The sequence below is a fragment of the Streptomyces sp. NPDC039430 genome (genome assembly GCF_055639435.1).
In genome coordinates this window covers 334,063-348,825 of record NZ_JBVKAK010000001.1, presented here as the reverse complement: position 1 = coordinate 348,825, position 14,763 = coordinate 334,063, and the positions used below count along the sequence as shown (strand labels likewise).

14 protein-coding genes are annotated in these 14,763 nt (G+C 72.3%); 6 read left to right on the top strand and 8 right to left on the bottom strand.

The window, feature by feature from the left end; all coding sequences use genetic code 11:
- Positions 1-13: 13 nt before the first annotated feature.
- Positions 14-688 carry a DUF4230 domain-containing protein gene (locus ACZ7LS_RS01475; RefSeq protein ID WP_382518623.1) on the top strand — a complete coding sequence of 225 codons (675 nt, stop codon included), beginning with the start codon at positions 14-16 and terminating at the stop codon, positions 686-688.
- Positions 689-759: 71 nt separating this feature from the next.
- Here ACZ7LS_RS01475 and ACZ7LS_RS01470 read toward each other — a convergent pair whose 3' ends face one another.
- Positions 760-1,476 (bottom strand): hypothetical protein, encoded by a 717-nt coding sequence (locus ACZ7LS_RS01470; RefSeq protein ID WP_382518626.1) that lies wholly within the window; start codon positions 1,474-1,476, stop codon positions 760-762.
- Between the two features lie 143 nt (positions 1,477-1,619).
- Positions 1,620-2,336 carry a TetR/AcrR family transcriptional regulator gene (locus tag ACZ7LS_RS01465; protein WP_382518629.1) on the bottom strand — a complete coding sequence of 239 codons (717 nt, stop codon included), beginning with the start codon at positions 2,334-2,336 and terminating at the stop codon, positions 1,620-1,622.
- 51 nt (positions 2,337-2,387) lie between these two features.
- Between ACZ7LS_RS01465 and ACZ7LS_RS01460 the strand changes: the two genes are divergently transcribed.
- Complete coding sequence (locus tag ACZ7LS_RS01460; protein ID WP_382518632.1) at positions 2,388-2,702, top strand: hypothetical protein; 315 nt, start codon at positions 2,388-2,390, stop codon at positions 2,700-2,702.
- Between the two features lie 76 nt (positions 2,703-2,778).
- On the opposite strand, the gene ACZ7LS_RS01455 is transcribed toward ACZ7LS_RS01460, so the two are convergent.
- A complete protein-coding gene (locus tag ACZ7LS_RS01455; RefSeq protein ID WP_385130193.1) occupies positions 2,779-4,860 on the bottom strand; it encodes a hypothetical protein in 2,082 nt (693 codons plus the stop codon).
- Positions 4,861-5,016: 156 nt separating this feature from the next.
- Here ACZ7LS_RS01455 and ACZ7LS_RS01450 point away from each other — a divergent pair, with 156 nt between their 5' ends.
- Complete coding sequence (locus tag ACZ7LS_RS01450) at positions 5,017-5,484, top strand: hypothetical protein (RefSeq protein ID WP_382518635.1); 468 nt, start codon at positions 5,017-5,019, stop codon at positions 5,482-5,484.
- 121 nt (positions 5,485-5,605) lie between these two features.
- On the opposite strand, the gene ACZ7LS_RS01445 is transcribed toward ACZ7LS_RS01450, so the two are convergent.
- From ACZ7LS_RS01445 to ACZ7LS_RS01435, 3 genes are all read right to left on the bottom strand, one after another.
- Positions 5,606-7,141 (bottom strand): DUF1996 domain-containing protein, encoded by a 1,536-nt coding sequence (locus ACZ7LS_RS01445; protein WP_385130128.1) that lies wholly within the window; start codon positions 7,139-7,141, stop codon positions 5,606-5,608.
- Positions 7,142-7,292: 151 nt separating this feature from the next.
- A complete protein-coding gene (locus ACZ7LS_RS01440) occupies positions 7,293-7,943 on the bottom strand; it encodes a response regulator transcription factor (protein ID WP_356507022.1) in 651 nt (216 codons plus the stop codon).
- Positions 7,928-9,193 carry a sensor histidine kinase gene (locus ACZ7LS_RS01435; protein ID WP_385130130.1) on the bottom strand — a complete coding sequence of 422 codons (1,266 nt, stop codon included), beginning with the start codon at positions 9,191-9,193 and terminating at the stop codon, positions 7,928-7,930. The genes ACZ7LS_RS01440 and ACZ7LS_RS01435 overlap by 16 nt, the downstream gene beginning before the upstream one ends.
- A 271-nt stretch (positions 9,194-9,464) precedes the next feature.
- Here ACZ7LS_RS01435 and ACZ7LS_RS01430 point away from each other — a divergent pair, with 271 nt between their 5' ends.
- Positions 9,465-10,025 carry a DUF4259 domain-containing protein gene (locus tag ACZ7LS_RS01430; protein WP_385130132.1) on the top strand — a complete coding sequence of 187 codons (561 nt, stop codon included), beginning with the start codon at positions 9,465-9,467 and terminating at the stop codon, positions 10,023-10,025.
- A gap of 55 nt (positions 10,026-10,080) precedes the next feature.
- Here the strand turns inward: ACZ7LS_RS01430 and ACZ7LS_RS01425 are convergent, their stop codons facing one another.
- Positions 10,081-11,085, bottom strand: a complete 1,005-nt coding sequence (locus tag ACZ7LS_RS01425) for an NAD-dependent epimerase/dehydratase family protein (protein ID WP_385130134.1) — start codon at positions 11,083-11,085, stop codon at positions 10,081-10,083.
- Positions 11,086-11,199: 114 nt separating this feature from the next.
- Here ACZ7LS_RS01425 and ACZ7LS_RS01420 point away from each other — a divergent pair, with 114 nt between their 5' ends.
- Together ACZ7LS_RS01420 and ACZ7LS_RS01415 are read left to right on the top strand one after the other, a co-directional pair.
- A complete protein-coding gene (locus ACZ7LS_RS01420) occupies positions 11,200-11,994 on the top strand; it encodes a hypothetical protein (protein WP_385130195.1) in 795 nt (264 codons plus the stop codon).
- Positions 11,995-12,053: 59 nt separating this feature from the next.
- Positions 12,054-13,571 carry a PepSY-associated TM helix domain-containing protein gene (locus ACZ7LS_RS01415; RefSeq protein WP_385130136.1) on the top strand — a complete coding sequence of 506 codons (1,518 nt, stop codon included), beginning with the start codon at positions 12,054-12,056 and terminating at the stop codon, positions 13,569-13,571.
- A gap of 70 nt (positions 13,572-13,641) precedes the next feature.
- Here the strand turns inward: ACZ7LS_RS01415 and ACZ7LS_RS01410 are convergent, their stop codons facing one another.
- Positions 13,642-14,352, bottom strand: coding sequence for a winged helix-turn-helix domain-containing protein (locus tag ACZ7LS_RS01410; protein WP_382518652.1), 711 nt, complete (start codon positions 14,350-14,352; stop codon positions 13,642-13,644).
- Positions 14,353-14,763: the final 411 nt, after the last annotated feature.

Here is a 14,763-nt window from a genome sequence, read left to right as displayed (position 1 = left end):
CAACCCGGTAGGTATGACGTCCACCGAAGCGCATCCGGAGAAGCCTCGGAGCCGTACGCGGCTGTCCCGGTGGGGCAGGCTGCCGCTCGCCCTCGTCATCGTGGCCGCGCTGCTCTTCGCGGGCAGCCGGCTCGATCTGCTGCCCGGGTTCGGTGATCTCTTCGGCGAGGAGACCACCGACCGCACGGGACCGACCCTGCTCGAATCCATCCAGGACCTGGACCGGTACGAGGCGGCCTCCGGCAACTTCCAGGTCGTCGTCGATCTGGAGAAGGACGCCAAGTTCCTGCCGGACGCGATCCGCGGCACCCGCACCCTCTATGTGGGCGCGGGCACCGTCTCCTCCTATGTCGACTTCAGCGGCATCGGCGAGCGGAGCGTCCAGGTCGACGAGAAGCGCACCGCCGCGACGATCCGGCTGCCCCACGCCCGGCTCGGCGAGCCCGCGCTCGATCCGGAGCGCTCGTACGCCGTATCCAAGGAGCGAGGGCTGCTCGACCGGCTCGGGGACCTCTTCTCCGACAACCCGGCCGACGAACACGCCGTGAACAAGCTCGCCGCCCGCCATATCGGGGACGCGGCCAAGGAGAGCGAACTCACCGTACGGGCGGAGAAGAACACCACCAGCATGCTCCAGGGCCTGCTGCGCTCCCTCGGCTTCACCGAGGTGACGGTGGAGTTCCGCTGACCCAGGAGACCCAGGAGACCCAGGAGACCCAAGGGTCCCAGGAGGCCCGGCAGGTCCTCGACCGCCCGTTCTCAACTGCCCAGGGAACGGAAGGCCGAGTCGAGGCTGTTGAGCGACCAACCGCCGCCGCCGGGGCGGCAGTTCAGCCGGGTGTTGGCGGTGTTGGAGGCGTTGGTGCCGGTGTTGAAGTTGGTATTCGGGGTGTTCGGCAGCACACCCATGTAGTACATCCCGGCCGAAGTCCACACGCACTGGTGCAGGTTGAGGTGACGGTTGCCTGCCAGATCGAACGATCTGACGGCGGAGTTGGCCAACAGAAGGGTCCAGCCACCGCCGCCGGGGCGGCAGTTCAGCCGGGTGTCCGCGGTGTCGGACACGTTGGTGCCGGTGTTGAAGTTGGCGTTCGGGGTGTTCGGCAGCACGGCTGTGTAGTGCTGCCCGGCCGAGAAGTACACGCACTGGTGCAGGTTCAGATACCGGCCGGCGGTGAGGTCGAGGGCCTTCACCGCCGAATTGGCGGGCGCGGGCCTCCAGCCGCCGCTCCCCGGGCCGCAGGAGAGCGCCGTGTCCGGCGTGCCGGCGGCCTTCGTACCCGTGTTGAAGGCGGTGTTCGCAGTGTTCGGCAGCACGTTCGTGTAGTGCCCGCCGCTTCCGACATAGACGCACTGGTGCAGGTTCAGATAGCGCTCGGCGATCCGCGGCCCTTGCGGCCCCGCCGCTGCGGTGCCTCCCAGGGTCAGGCCGATGGCTCCCGCGACTGCTGACGCGACAACGGAAAAACCGCGCATGGCACGTTCTCCTCCCGAACCGACGCCATCCCTCCAGGGCATGTACGCACCAAGCTAACGGCGCGAGGTCCTGAGGAAGCCGGGACCGCGCGACGGCCCCTCGTTCGGCTGAGTCGATCGAATGCCAGTGCGACGAAGGCCGTCTACACCTGAGCCCGCTGGGCGGGCAGACCCGTACTCAGCGCGGTGAGGCGGCCGAGCAGATCGCCGAACGCGCCGTCGGCCGGCTCGTCGGCGATGATCCGCAGCAGGATCGCCGCCATCTCCTCGTCGTACGCGGCGCTCACGGCCGCCAGCGCGGCGAAGTCGTGCACCAGCTGCAACTCCAGCTCACCGCGCGGGACGCGCCGCCCGTCCAGCCAGATCAGCGCGGTCGTCTCGGCCAGCGACACCCAGGACCGCACGACCAGCTCCAGCCGCGCGGGCGGGTCCCCGACCCCGAGATGGGCCAGGATCTGTTCGTACGCGGCCTGCCGCACCTCGTCGATCATCGCGTTGGCCCTGGAGGAACCCACGGCGGGACCGCTGCGCATCAGGGCGAAGAAACCGGCGCCGTGCTCGTCGACGAAGTCGAAGAAGCGCCCCATGACGCGGAGCAGCCGCGCGCCGAGGGGCCCTTCGCGCGGCTCCAGGAACCGGGTCGCCAGATCGTCGGCGGCCCGGCGCACGGCGGCCTCGTACAGGCTCTGCTTGCCGGGGAAGTAGTGGTAGACGAGCGGACGGGAGATACCGGCGGCCGCCGCGATCTCGTCGATCGAGACGTCCTCGGGGGAGCGTCGGCTGAACAGTTCCAGCGCCACGCCGATCAACTGCTGCTTCCGCTCTTCCACGCCCATCCTGCGGCGCACCCCGGTCGTCATACGAACAGCCTAACGGGCAGGCACCGGGGGGTGTCCGTTACGCTCCGGGCCATGAGCGCAGCTGACCAGGACGAGGCCATGGACACGCCGGTACCGGAGCCCTACGAGGGCGGACTGACGCCTCGTCAGGCGCGCGCGGTGCGGATCGCGTTGGCGTCGGTGCTGCTGGTCGGTCTCGCCGCGCTGCTCGCGGTGCGGCTCGCGGAACGGACCTCGGTCCTGGTGGTCGGGGTGTACGGGCTCGCGATGATCCTCTGCGGTGTGGTGATCGAACTGAGCCGGCACGGCCGTACGCGGCTGGGCACATGGCTGCTGGGCGCCGGGCTGGTGGCCGCGCTGGGAGCGGACTGGCTGCTGCTGCCCTGAGGGGGCGCGGGGGCGGCCGGCCGGCCGGTGCCGCGCGATCGCGTCCGGGGGCCGCGCTCATGAGCGTGCGGCCCGGTCAGCGCAGCGCGTTCACCCGCGTCCCGTCGGGAGCCTTGCCGTACAGCTCCGCCTGTACGCCCTCGCGCGCCCGTACCGCCAGCAGATTCCCGGGCGCGCTGCCCCGCACCCCGCCCGACACCTCGACCGAGCCCAACCGCCCGCTCCCGGCGGCCAGTACGTACCACTTCCCGCCCCGCGACTTCCACAGCACGCCCGCCAGCACCTGTGACTGCCGTGCCCCGCAGGCCGGTGTGTCCTCCGCGCGCGCGGCGACGGCCCCGGGCGCCGCGGTCCGTGCGGGCGCCTGGAACTGCGCGAGCACCCGGCTTCCCGTGCCCCGCCAGGTCTCGGCGCGGGTGCAGAGCCAGGTCGCGGTGCCGTTGGACTCCGGCAGCCGCTGCCGCGCGTACGGCCAGGAGTTCACGGACCGTACGCCGTGCGACCGCATCGCGGGCAGCAGACAGGCGGTCCTGGCCCAGGCGGCGCGGTCGGCCGGGGCCGATACGTCACCGGGGGCCGACGGCGGCCCCGACGTCAGCCGGGCGGGCGTCAGTTCGCCGAGATCGGTGAGCAGCCGTTCCGTGGCGCCGTCGCTGCCGTCGCTGCCGTCGTCGTTGCTCGTCCCCTCGCGGCCGGGGACCGCCCCGTCGTCCCGTACGGAAAGCGTGTCCCAGGAGCGGCAGTCCTGGGCCATCGCCGGACTGGTCAGCGGATCGGTCACGCCGTCCGCGTCGCGCCGCAGGGGCCGCGCGGGCCCCGCCGGGTCGAGCAGGTCGCGGACCGACGTGCTCCGTACCCAGGGCGCGGTCAGATAGCGCACCTCGCCGTCCGAGCGGCCGACGACCAGCGCCGCCGCTGCGGCGGCGTCCGCGCCGTCGGCCCGCGCGAAGTCGAGGGCGGCCACCTCCTGGCCGCCGGCCGCGGGCTCCGCGTACCGCACCACCCGCAGGCCGTCGTGGAAGAGCACCACCCGCGCCGCGTCGACCGTCCCCGCGTACAGCAGCTGCGGCGAGCCCATCGGCGGTCCCGAAGGGGTGGCGGGCGTCGCCGAGATGTGTACGGACGCGCCGGGCGCGGCCCAGGCCGTCAGCGCCCGGCGCAGCAGCGCGTGGTCCTCGGCCAGCGGCCCGCGCGCGGGCCAGACGGAGAAGTCCGTACGGGCGGAGGTCTGCCACGCGGCGGGCGCGATCCGCCGCACCCTGGCGGGGTCGAGGGCCGCCGCGACCGCGGCGTTGTGGCCGTACGGGGAGTCCGCGTCGTCGTCCGGGCCCCAGCCGCCCGGCAGGCCGAGGAGCGTCCCGCAGACCAGCAGGGCCGCGGCGGCGGCCAGCGCGGCCCTGCCGTACTGGCGGCGGCGCAGCAGATCGGTTGGCCTGGCCTGGAGCGAGCAGGGATCGAACTCGGGCGAGCGCAACAGCTCGACGGGGTCCGCCGTACCGATCCGTTGCTCCGCGGCGTCCGCCGCCTCGGCGAGCGCGGTTTCCGTGTCCACGGCCCCGGCCGCGTGGAGCAGCCGGCGTACCTCCTCGTCGGTCAGCAGTTCCAGACCGCGCAGCGCGAACGCCGCGCGAGCCGGTCCCGACAGGCCGGAGAGCCGCTGGTCCAGGGCGAGTTCATCGGCGCCGCCCGAGCGGGGGAACAGCCGCAGCCCCCAGACGCGCGGCAGCGGCGGAGGCAGTTGGGCGAGCCGGGGCCGGGCGAGCCGGCGCAACGGCCGCCCGGCGTCGAGCGCCTGGCGCAGCACGCGCTCGCGCACGTACGCGTACCCGGGGTCGCGTCCCGCCCCGGTCGCGGTCCTGCCGTCGGTTCCGGTGCTCCGGACGCCCTCGGGATCCTCGGCGCCCCCGGTCTCCCCGGCCGCTTCCGCGCGGCTCTGCGCGGGGATCGCGGACCGCGCCGCCGTACGCCCGCGCGGGAGCGAGCGCTGCACGAGCGCGTGCGCGGTCACTACGCGCCGGTTGCGGCCGAGTGACGGCGGCAGCACGAGATACGCGAGGCGTACGAGACGGGTGTAGTGCTCGACGAGCGCCGCCTCGGCCTGCTCGACACCGAGGACGGCGAGGGGAGCCGCGCCGGATACGGGAGCCGCGCCGGACACGGACGTCTCCGCGGGTACGGCTGCGGAGGTGGTGGTCGAGGCGGTGACGGCGCTGTCTGGGGGCACGTTGAGCAGAACGAGCGATTGGTCCGATGGTCACCCCGGAATCCGGCCGTTCCGCCGCGCGGCGACCGGGTCCCGGGAGACGATGGCCGCATGCGTACAGAACGATCCCTGGTGGTGCTCGCGGCCCTGGCCCTGGCGCTGACGGCGGGCTGCGGCGGCAACGAAGGCAACGGCGGCGGCAACGGCGAAAAGGCTCCCACGGCACCGGAGACGGTGACGGGGAGCCTCGAACAGATCGCCTCCAAGGCGGAGTGCGAGCCGGACATCCAGACCGACGCCGACGAGTTGCGGCAGGGCAACTGCGCGACGGACGACGGGAAGTACGTGCTGGTCACCTTCGCCACCGACCGCGGTCTGCGCGAATGGATCAACGAGGCCAAGGACTACGGCGGTTCGTATCTCGTCGGCAGGAAGTGGGTCGCGGCCGGGGACGACAAGGTGGTGACGGCGCTGCGCGGCCGGCTCGGCGGGACCGTGGAGGCCGGCTCGTCGCACCACTCGGGGGGAAGTGGTGGCGGTGGGGGAGACGAGAAGCACTCCGGTCACCACACGGGCTGACCGCGCAGCGCGGATATGGGGGGACGGGACGGGACGGGACGAGGAGGCGGAAGGCGGGGGCCCCGGACAGGGACGGGGCCGGGGCCCCCGGGTCTGGGTCAGCGGCCCGCGGGCCGTTGGCTCACTTGCACGTGCGTCCGCCGTTGACGCAGTTCACGACCTTCTTCATCAGGTTGTCGTCGAAGACGTTGATGAAGTCGCCATGGTCGGTGACGGGCTTGTGCAGCTGCTCGGGGAAGGAGTCCACGGCGAAGCCGGGCCCCGGCGGTACGTCGTACACCACGCGCTGCTGGAGCTGCGGGATCGCCTTGAAGCCGTTCTGGCAGCGGCCGTTCTGATCGGCGAACGCCACATGGGTGCGGTGGTTGGCGCTGTCGACGTTCTGACCGTCCCAGCAGCTCTGGAACTTGAAGCTGCGGACCACCTGGCTGCCCTCGGGGCAGATCGGGTATTTGTCCTTGAGCTGGCGGTTCTCGAATCCGGTGCAGCTCCATGAGGCATTCGCGTTGGCGTCGCCATTGGTGAACGCCTTGGCGTCACCCGTGATGATCCGCAGGAACCGCGGCATGGCGGTGACCTTGGACTTCGGGCTGCCGGCGAAGGTCAGGGTCACCTGGGAGGGCGTCTGGATCTCGCCGACATTTCCCTCCTTGCCGCCGCCGTCCGCATTGGCGTCGGCTTCGTTCTGACCGTTCTGGAGACGCAGCACCGGCCAGTAATACGTGGACTTGTCGCCCTGATTACGGCAGCTGGTCTCACCGGCCGCGAGGGAGTCGTTGGTCGCGAACGCGTCATTGGCCTGGTTGCCGACATAGTCGTGCATATGGTGAGCGCCATTGCTCACACCTGGGGCGACGATGACATTGTCCGAATTGAACTTTCCGGCCTCGTTGACCCCGCAATTGGTGCTGAAGGTGCCCTTCGAGCCGCCGCGCGCGGTTCTGGCCTTCTTCACATTCGGCTGGACGGTGGTGATGTCGACGAAGTCGGAGGCCTCGGGGCCGTTGCCCGCCTGACCGCCCCCGTTCTGACCGCCGCCGTCCTGGCCGCCGTCCTGGCCACCGTTCTGTCCGTCGCCCTGGCCGCCGTCCTGACCGCCGTTCTGCCCTTGGTCCTGGCCGCCGTTCTGGCCCTGCTGACCGCCGTTCTGACCTTGCTGACCGCCGTTCTGGCCCTGGCCGCCCTGCGCGCGCAGGGTGCAGGGCGCGAGACCCTCCAGCCCCTGCGGCCGCTCCGCCACCCTGCCGATCGACAGGGCGATCCGCTCAAGGGTCGCCGCCCGCTTGTCCTTCAGCGGATTGAGAATGGCATTGTCGGCGAATCCCGGATCACGCTGGATCTGGGCCCTCTCATCGGCGAACCGTTTGTACGCCTCGGTGATCTGGCTGTCGATGAGGGCAAGATTCCGGTCGACCTCGGGACGCGCCGCCTCCGGCACATTCGTCAGCTGATCCCGGGTCGCCACATCCGGGCAGTCGATGGTCGACATCCACTGTCCGGCGTTCTGGGTCCCTGGGGCGGACCGGTGGGAATCGCCCTCACCCGCGGATGCGTAGACATTGACCGCTACCAGCCCACCCCCGCCCAGGAGCAAGGCGGCCGAGGCGACGATCGCCCGGTTCGCCAGTGTGGAGCGTTTTCTCGATGTGCGTGGCATGGAACTCCTCAAGCTTCGTCGCCGGTTACGGGAAAGCGCGGCAGGGGAGAATCGAAGCGCTCCGTTCCATACGGACCTCGCTTGAGGGGTGTTCAGCCGCCGGCGGAATTCATAGAAATCTCCAGCGCCAAACCGGGCGGATGCCCTCCAATCACCTGCCGTGGTCCAGATAGGCGAGAACCGCCAGTACCCGGCGGTTGTCGTCGTCCGACACCGGCAGATCCAGCTTGGCGAAGATGTTCGAGGTGTGCTTGGCCACCGCCCGCTCCGTGACGACGAGTTGGGCGGCGATGGCGGCGTTCGACCGGCCCTGCGCCACCAGCTCCATCACCTCGCGCTCGCGCGGAGTCAGCCCGCCGATCGGTTTGTCCTGCGCCCGCCGGGAGAGCAACTGCGAGATCACCTGGGGATCCATCGCCGTACCCCCCGCCGCGACCCGGCGCACCGCGTCGATGAACTGGTCCGCGTCGAAGACCCGGTCCTTCAGCAGATAGCCGATGCCGCCGTTGCCGTCCGCCAGCAGCTCGCGCGCGTACAACTGCTCGACGTGCTGGGACAGTACGAGGACCGGCAGACCGGGCCTGGCGCGCCGTGCCGCGAGCGCGCACTGCAGGCCCTCATCCGTGTGGGACGGCGGAAGCCGGACGTCGACCACGGCGACATCCGGCTCCAGCTCCGCCAGGGCCCTGGTCAGTTCGGGCCCGCTCTCGACCGCCGCCAGGATCTCGAAGCCGAATGCCTCCAGCATCCGCACCAGACCGTCGCGCAGCAGGAAGAGATCTTCGGCTAGGACAACTCGCAAGGGATCTCCATGGTGACCATGGTGGGACCGCCCGCTGGGCTGCTGACGGCCAGGACGCCGTCGAATGTACCGAGTCGGCGTTCGAGCCCGCTCAGCCCCGAGCCGGTTCCGATCGCCGCGCCCCCGCCGCCGTTGTCCGTGACGGCGATCTTCAGCATCCCCCTGGTGTGCGAGACATCGACCCAGACCCGGTCCGCGCCCGAGTGCTTGATCACATTGGCCAGCGCCTCGCTCACCGCGAAGTACGCGGCCGATTCGACCGGCGCGGAGGCACGCCCCGTCAGCTCCACCCGTACCTCGGTCTCCACCGGCAGCCGCAGCGCCAGCGCCTTCACGGCGTCCCCGAGACCGCGCTCGGCCAGTACGGGCGGATGGATGCCCCGTACGAGATCGCGCAGTTCGGTGAGTGCCTCGGCGGAGGACTGCCGGGCCTTGCCGAGCAGCGCCTTGGCCCTGGCCGGGTCCTTCTCGATGAGCGCCTCGACGGTGCCCAGATCCATGCCCACGGCGACCAGCCTGGCCTGCGCGCCGTCGTGCAGATCGCGCTCGATACGGCGCAGTTCGGCGGCGGAGGTGTCCACCGCGTCGTGCCGGGACTCGGTGAGCCGCTCGATCCGCAGCGCCATCTCCTGGTCGCTGCCGGGTGCGAGGAGCGTCCTGGCCAGCAGGAAGTGGCCGCGCAGCAGGTCCGCGTTGTAGCGCAGCGCGAGTCCGAACAGGACCGCGCCGAGGGCCGCCGCGGCGAGACCGGTCGTCTGGCTGCTGACCGGGACGAACGCGTACCAGTAGCGGTCGTTCTCGAACACCCGCCACAGGCCCGCGGCGAGGACGAACCCCTCCACCGCGTAGAGGAGCAGGGCGCAGGACAGCAGGGCGGTGAAGAAGCCCGCCGTCATGTCGACCACCAGCCACTGGAGATCGCGCCAGGTCGCCGGGTCCTTCAGCATCAGGGAGCAGCGCTCCACCCGGCCGGTGACACCGGTGCGCGCGTCCGCGGGGAAGGACCGGTACGGGACGGGGATACGCACGCCCGACCACCGCGCGGCCAGCAGCCGGCGCTGATTGGCATGTGCCCTGACCAGCGTCAGTACCCAGGGGGTGGTGAAGACCCCGAAGCCCAGCACGATGAAGGCGAGGGAGAGCACCGACAGCACGAAGAGGATGATCGATCCGGCGAGGGAGACGACCGACAGCATCAGTCCCCGCCCGGCCGACACCAACGGGCCCGGCCTCTTCGTACTGCTGTCCATGGCGTCTTCTCCCCTTCGCGGCCCGGACGGCCCGACGGCCCTCCGGCGGCCCGACCCCCGGACCTGGCATCAGTCTGACCGGCACGGGCCCGGCGGGGGCAGCCGGTCGGCCCCCGTTCCTGGGTGGTGCTGGGTACACCCCGGTCGGGCCGAGCGGGCATTGTCAGTGGCACCTGGCACGATCGGTGCAACGGGGTGTGCGGAACGTTGATCGACCGATGTGCGACGACCGCGGGTGAACGACCGAAATTGAACAACCAGGGGGCAGACCATGGGCACGTGGGACACCGGCCACTTCGACAACGACGCAGCGGTGGACTTCTCGGCCGACCTGGACGAAGTGACCGTCGAGCAGCGCACGGAGATCGTGCGGGCGGCTCTGCTGCGCGCGATCGGTACGGATGAGGGGGACGGAGCAGGGGGTTCGCCGGACGACGGGGACGGTGCGGGCGGTTCGCTGGTCGGTGGGGATGGTGCGGGCGGTGCGGGCGGTTCGCTGGACGGTGATGTGGGGGCGGTCGCCGTCGCCGCGGCCGCGCTGGTCGCGGCGCAGTGCCCCGGCGGGCCGGCCGTGGAGTCGGTGTACGGCCCGGAGGAGCCGTTGCCCCGGCTCCCCGAGGAGCTGAGAGAGCTGGCGCTCCTGGCCCTGGACCGGGTGGGCGTGGCCGGATCCGAGGTGCGCGACCGCTGGGTCAGGGCGGACGGCGAGGACGGCGCCTGGCACCACGGGATAGCCAGGCTGCGGCGCGCGCTGACCGCGGCGACGGAGGGGCGGACGGGGGCCGTCCAGGGCGGGTCGGCGGGTCACGGAAGCAGCGCCGTCCGCCCGTAGGGCGTCGCGGACCGGGCGGGCCTTTCCCTGCGCGACACGCCCTGCGCGACAGCCCTTAGCTGTCGCCCCGAGGGGAGAGGACCGTGGCCTCCAGCTCCGGTGCCAGCCCGACCGGCGGGCGGTCCGGGCGCTGGGGGGCCCGGCCGCCGATCGAGGCGAGCCAGGACCAGGTGTCCGCGACCGTCTCGGCCACCGGGCGGCAGCGCAGGCCCGTGGCAAGCGCCTTGGAGACATCGCTGCCGTGCATGGTGTCGTGCATCGCGCCCGGCGGGATCCAGACCGGCAGGTCCGTCCAGGGCTCGATCCCCGCCGCGAGGATCGTGCCGGGGTCCGTCCAGCGCAGTTCGGCGTCGGATCCGGTGACGCGGACGCAGGCGTCGAGCAGCTCACCCATGCTGGTGTGCCCGGCGGGGCTCACCAGGTTGTACGGGCCGCCCAGGCCGTCCCGTACGGCGTCCAGGGTCCATTCGGCGAGGTCACGCGCGTCGATGTACTGCAAGGGGTTGTCGCGCGGCCCCGGCGCCAGTACGGGGCCGCCCCGGGCGATCCGCCCCAGCCACCACGGCAGCCGGCCGATGTTCTCCCCGGGCCCGAGGATCAGCCCGGCGCGGACCAGCAGGGCGCGGTCGCCGAAGACCGCCTCGGCGGCCAGCTCGCCGCCCCGCTTGTCCTGGGGGTACGCGGTGCGCCCGGCCGCCGCGGAGGCGCCCTCCACCAGAGGGCCGTCCTCCGGGAGCCCGGCCGGGGCGGGGCTCGCGTACACGGAGCGGCTGGAGACGTACGCGTACCGCCCGACGCGCTCCGCCAGCAGCCGGGCCGAGGAGAGCACCGCCGACGGCGCGGCCGACCAGGTGTCGACGACCGCGTCCCAGGTGCCGACTGCGTCCGAGAGGGCCGCGAGACCGCCGGGCGCGGTGCGATCGCCGCGCAGGGTGGTCACACCGGCCGGGGCTTCGTGCCGGCCCCGGTGGAAGACGGTCACCCGCCAACCACGGGCGAGCGCCGCCTCCGTGACCGCCCGGCCGACGAATTCCGTACCACCCAGGATCAGGAGTCTCATGGCACCGACTGTGCCCGCGCGCCCGCTTCCGGGGCAGCCGAATTCGCTGCCAGAAGAATCGTGGGACCCCGGACCTGCCCTACGCACCCGTGAGGATGGCAGCATGTGCGCACCATGACAGACGCCGGATCACCGATACGCGCCCTGAGGGCCGCCGCGTTCGCCGCGGTATGCGTGACTCTGGCGGCGGTGGGGCATTCGTTCACATCCGGGCATGAGATCCCGCTCGGCGTGCTGTGGACGGCGTTCGGGGTGACCACGGGCGTGGCCTGGCTCGCGGGTGGGCGGCGGCGCGGATTCCGCTCGATCGGGGCCGGGCTGCTCACCGTCCAGGGCGGACTGCATCTGATCTTCGCCGGAGCGCTGCCGTTCGGTGGTTCCGGTGCCGGGTCGGCGGGCCACACACCTCATGGCACCGGCACCACCCCCGGTACGGGCATGGGCGGCGGCACGGGCAGCACAGGCACCGGCATGGACATGGGCGTCGGCACGGGCACGGGCACGGGCACGGGCCTAACGATGGGGGAGGGCCCCGGGACCGGCGTCCTCCCCATCGACACCGCCGTCCCCTTCGGCCTGGACGGACCGGTGGGGATGGTCGCCGCCCATCTCCTCGCCGCGGCCGTCTGCGCGCTCTGGCTGGCCCGGGGCGAAGCCGCGCTCTTCCGGCTCGCGACCGCCCTCGGCGCCCTGGCCTTCTCCCCGCTCCGGCTGCTGCTGACCACGGCCCGGCCGCCCGTCGCGCCCCGGTCGGCTGGGGCGGTACGAGCCGCCGCCGACGCTCCCTCGGCGCACCGCTTCCGGGGCGTCGTTCTCGCGCACACGCTGTCGCGGAGGGGCCCGCCGGTGCCTCGTAGCTCTCGCGCCACGGCCCCGGCGACGGCCCTCATCATCACTGTCCGACCTTAGGCAGGCAGGGCGGCCCCGGGGTCCGCTTCCCCATGCCCACGCCAACACCTAGGACAGTCATGGCCATTGACGACCCCGTACAGGGGCCCGCGACCGACGACCGGCCGACCACCCCGGACGCAGGGGGCACCAGCGCCAGTACCGGCACCCCCTCCCTCTGGGGTGCCCTGCGCCCCCTCGTACTGCGGCTCCACTTCTACGCGGGCCTGCTCATCGCCCCGCTGCTGCTGATCGCCGCCACCAGCGGCTTCCTCTACGCGCTCTCCTTCCAGGCGGAGAAGGTCCTCTACCGCCACGAGCTGCGGGTCCCGGTCGGCGACCGCGCCCTCCCGCTCTCCGAACAGCTCGAAGCCGCCCGCGCCGCCCGCCCGGACGGCACCATCACTTCCGTACGCCTGCCGTCCGAGGACGGCGCGACCACCCGCGTCCTGATGAGCACGCCCGACGCCGAGGAGAGCAAGTCCCTCGCCGTCTTCGTCGATCCGTACACCGCGGAGGTACGGGGAGAACTGACCACCTACGGCAGTTCGGGCGCTCTGCCGCTGCGCACCTGGATATCCGAGCTGCACCGCCATCTGCTGCTCGGCGAGCCCGGACGCGTCTACAGCGAACTCGCCGCCAGCTGGCTGTGGGTGGTGGCCCTCGGCGGCGTGCTGCTCTGGCTCGCCCGTACACGCACCTCGAAGCGCGCGCTCCTCACCCCCGAGCGCGGGGCCACCGGCCGGCGCAGAACGCTCTCCCTGCACGGTTCCGTCGGACTGTGGGCCGTGACCGGGCTGGTGCTGCTCTCCGCCACCGGGCTGACCTGGTCCACGTACGCGGGCGAGAACATCGGCTCGGTCAAGGACCAGCTGGGCGGTGGCACTCCCACCGTCTCCGCCGCGCTCGAAGGGGGCACCGGCGGCGCGGGCGGCGGCGGCCACGAGGGGCACGAGTCGATGCCGGGCATGGAGAACATGCCGGGCATGGAGGGCATGGCCGGCGGGGACATCGGCATCGATCTGGTGGTCGTCGCCGCCCGCCAGGCCGGTCTCGACGGACCGGTCTCGGTGACCCTGCCGACGGAGGGCACCGGCTATGTGGTCGCGCAGACCGACACCCAGTTCCCCGTACGGCTCGACTCGGTCGCCATCGATCCCGCCACCGGCGTTCTCATGGACGAACTGCGCTTCGCCGACTACCCGTTGCTCGCCCAGCTGACCCGCTTCGGCATCGACGCCCATATGGGCCTCTTCCTCGGCGTCACCAATCAGCTGGCGCTCGCGGCGCTCGCCCTCTCGCTGATCCTCATCATCTGCTGGGGCTACCGGATGTGGTGGCTGCGCAGACCCACCAAGGAGCGGAAGCTGAGCGCGGGCAGGCCCATACCGCGCGGTGCCTGGCGCAAGGTGCCCGTCACCGTGCTGCTGCCGCTCGCGGCGGCCGTGGCACTGATCGGCTGGTTCCTGCCGCTGCTGGGCATCAGCCTGCTGGCCTTCCTCGTCCTGGACGCCTTGCTCGCCCTGCGGACCCGTGTCCGCGCGCGTAAGGCCGGTGCGGCCCGTACGGCCGATACGGCCGATACGGCTCGTACCTGACGGAATCGCGGGGGAGCCCTGCCGGCCCGGCCAGGGTTCCCCCGCCTGGACTCGCTCGTCCAGACCCCTTTCAGGGCGTGTACTTGTACCCGACCCGCCGTACGGTCTTGATGCTGTGGCGGTGGGCGGCCCCCAGCTTCCGGCGCAGCCGCGCCACATGGACGTCGACGGTGCGGCCGTCGCCCACATGCCCGTAGCCCCAGACCGTGGTCACCAACTGGTCGCGGGTGTGCACCCGGTGGGGATGGGCCACCAGATGCGCGAGCAGCTCGAATTCGAGATAGGTGAGGTCGAGCTGCTCGCCGTCCACGACGGCGGTCCGCCGGACGCTGTCGATCGAGACGGGGCCGCCGCCGGCGGCCCGGGAGCCGGTACCGGCGCCTTCCGTGCCCGTACCGGGGCCGTCGCCCGCGGTCTCCGTGGTGGCGAGGTAGGGCGCCGAGGCCGCCGCGAGCACCGCCGCGTGCTGATCGGCCGGTACGAGGACGAGGTAGCCGACCATCGGCGGCTGTCCCGGCAGCGAGGGCAGGGCGTGCTGGGGCGCGGGCAGCCAGGTCGCGCCGGGCGGCAGGAAGTCCACGACCTGCCCGGCCGTGACGCCCGCCGGGAGATTCGGGAGCGTCGGGAGAGCAGGCCGGGCGGCGACCGGGGCGGTCTCGTCGCGGTCGACGGCCCGGAGCCGGTGCCGGCCGGGCGTGGCCTGCTTCTGGTTCAAGGCGGCAGCGGTCGCGGTGGCGGTCGCCGGCGCGGACGCGGAGGAGAAGGGGCGGGGATTCGCCATGGGAGGTCAGCTCTTTCGCGCGGAGGATTCGTCGAATCGACAGGACGGACGGGATGTACGTCATGCGCGGCGGCCGAAGGCCGGAAAGGCTTTAGAGGGCCGACGCGTTCCTCGCGCGGCAACACACCCGGTCGAAGTCGTGATGCTGCCGGGACGGCCAGAACGGCTCCAGGTCGGAGCGACCTGTCGCGGGGTGCTGGAAGCTGGCCATGTCCCCATTGAAGCAGATAGCGGAGGGGCGCAGCAGGTCCCTTTCGGCTGTCGATACGGCGGGGGCCCGTGACAGCCGACACAGTGGCGGGCCGCGGACGCGCGACGGCAGGCTCACCGCGCGTGCCGGCCGGCTCACTCACCGGGGGCGGGCGGGGGCGCGGGGGCGCGGGCGAGGGCGCGGGGGCGCGGGCGCGGGAG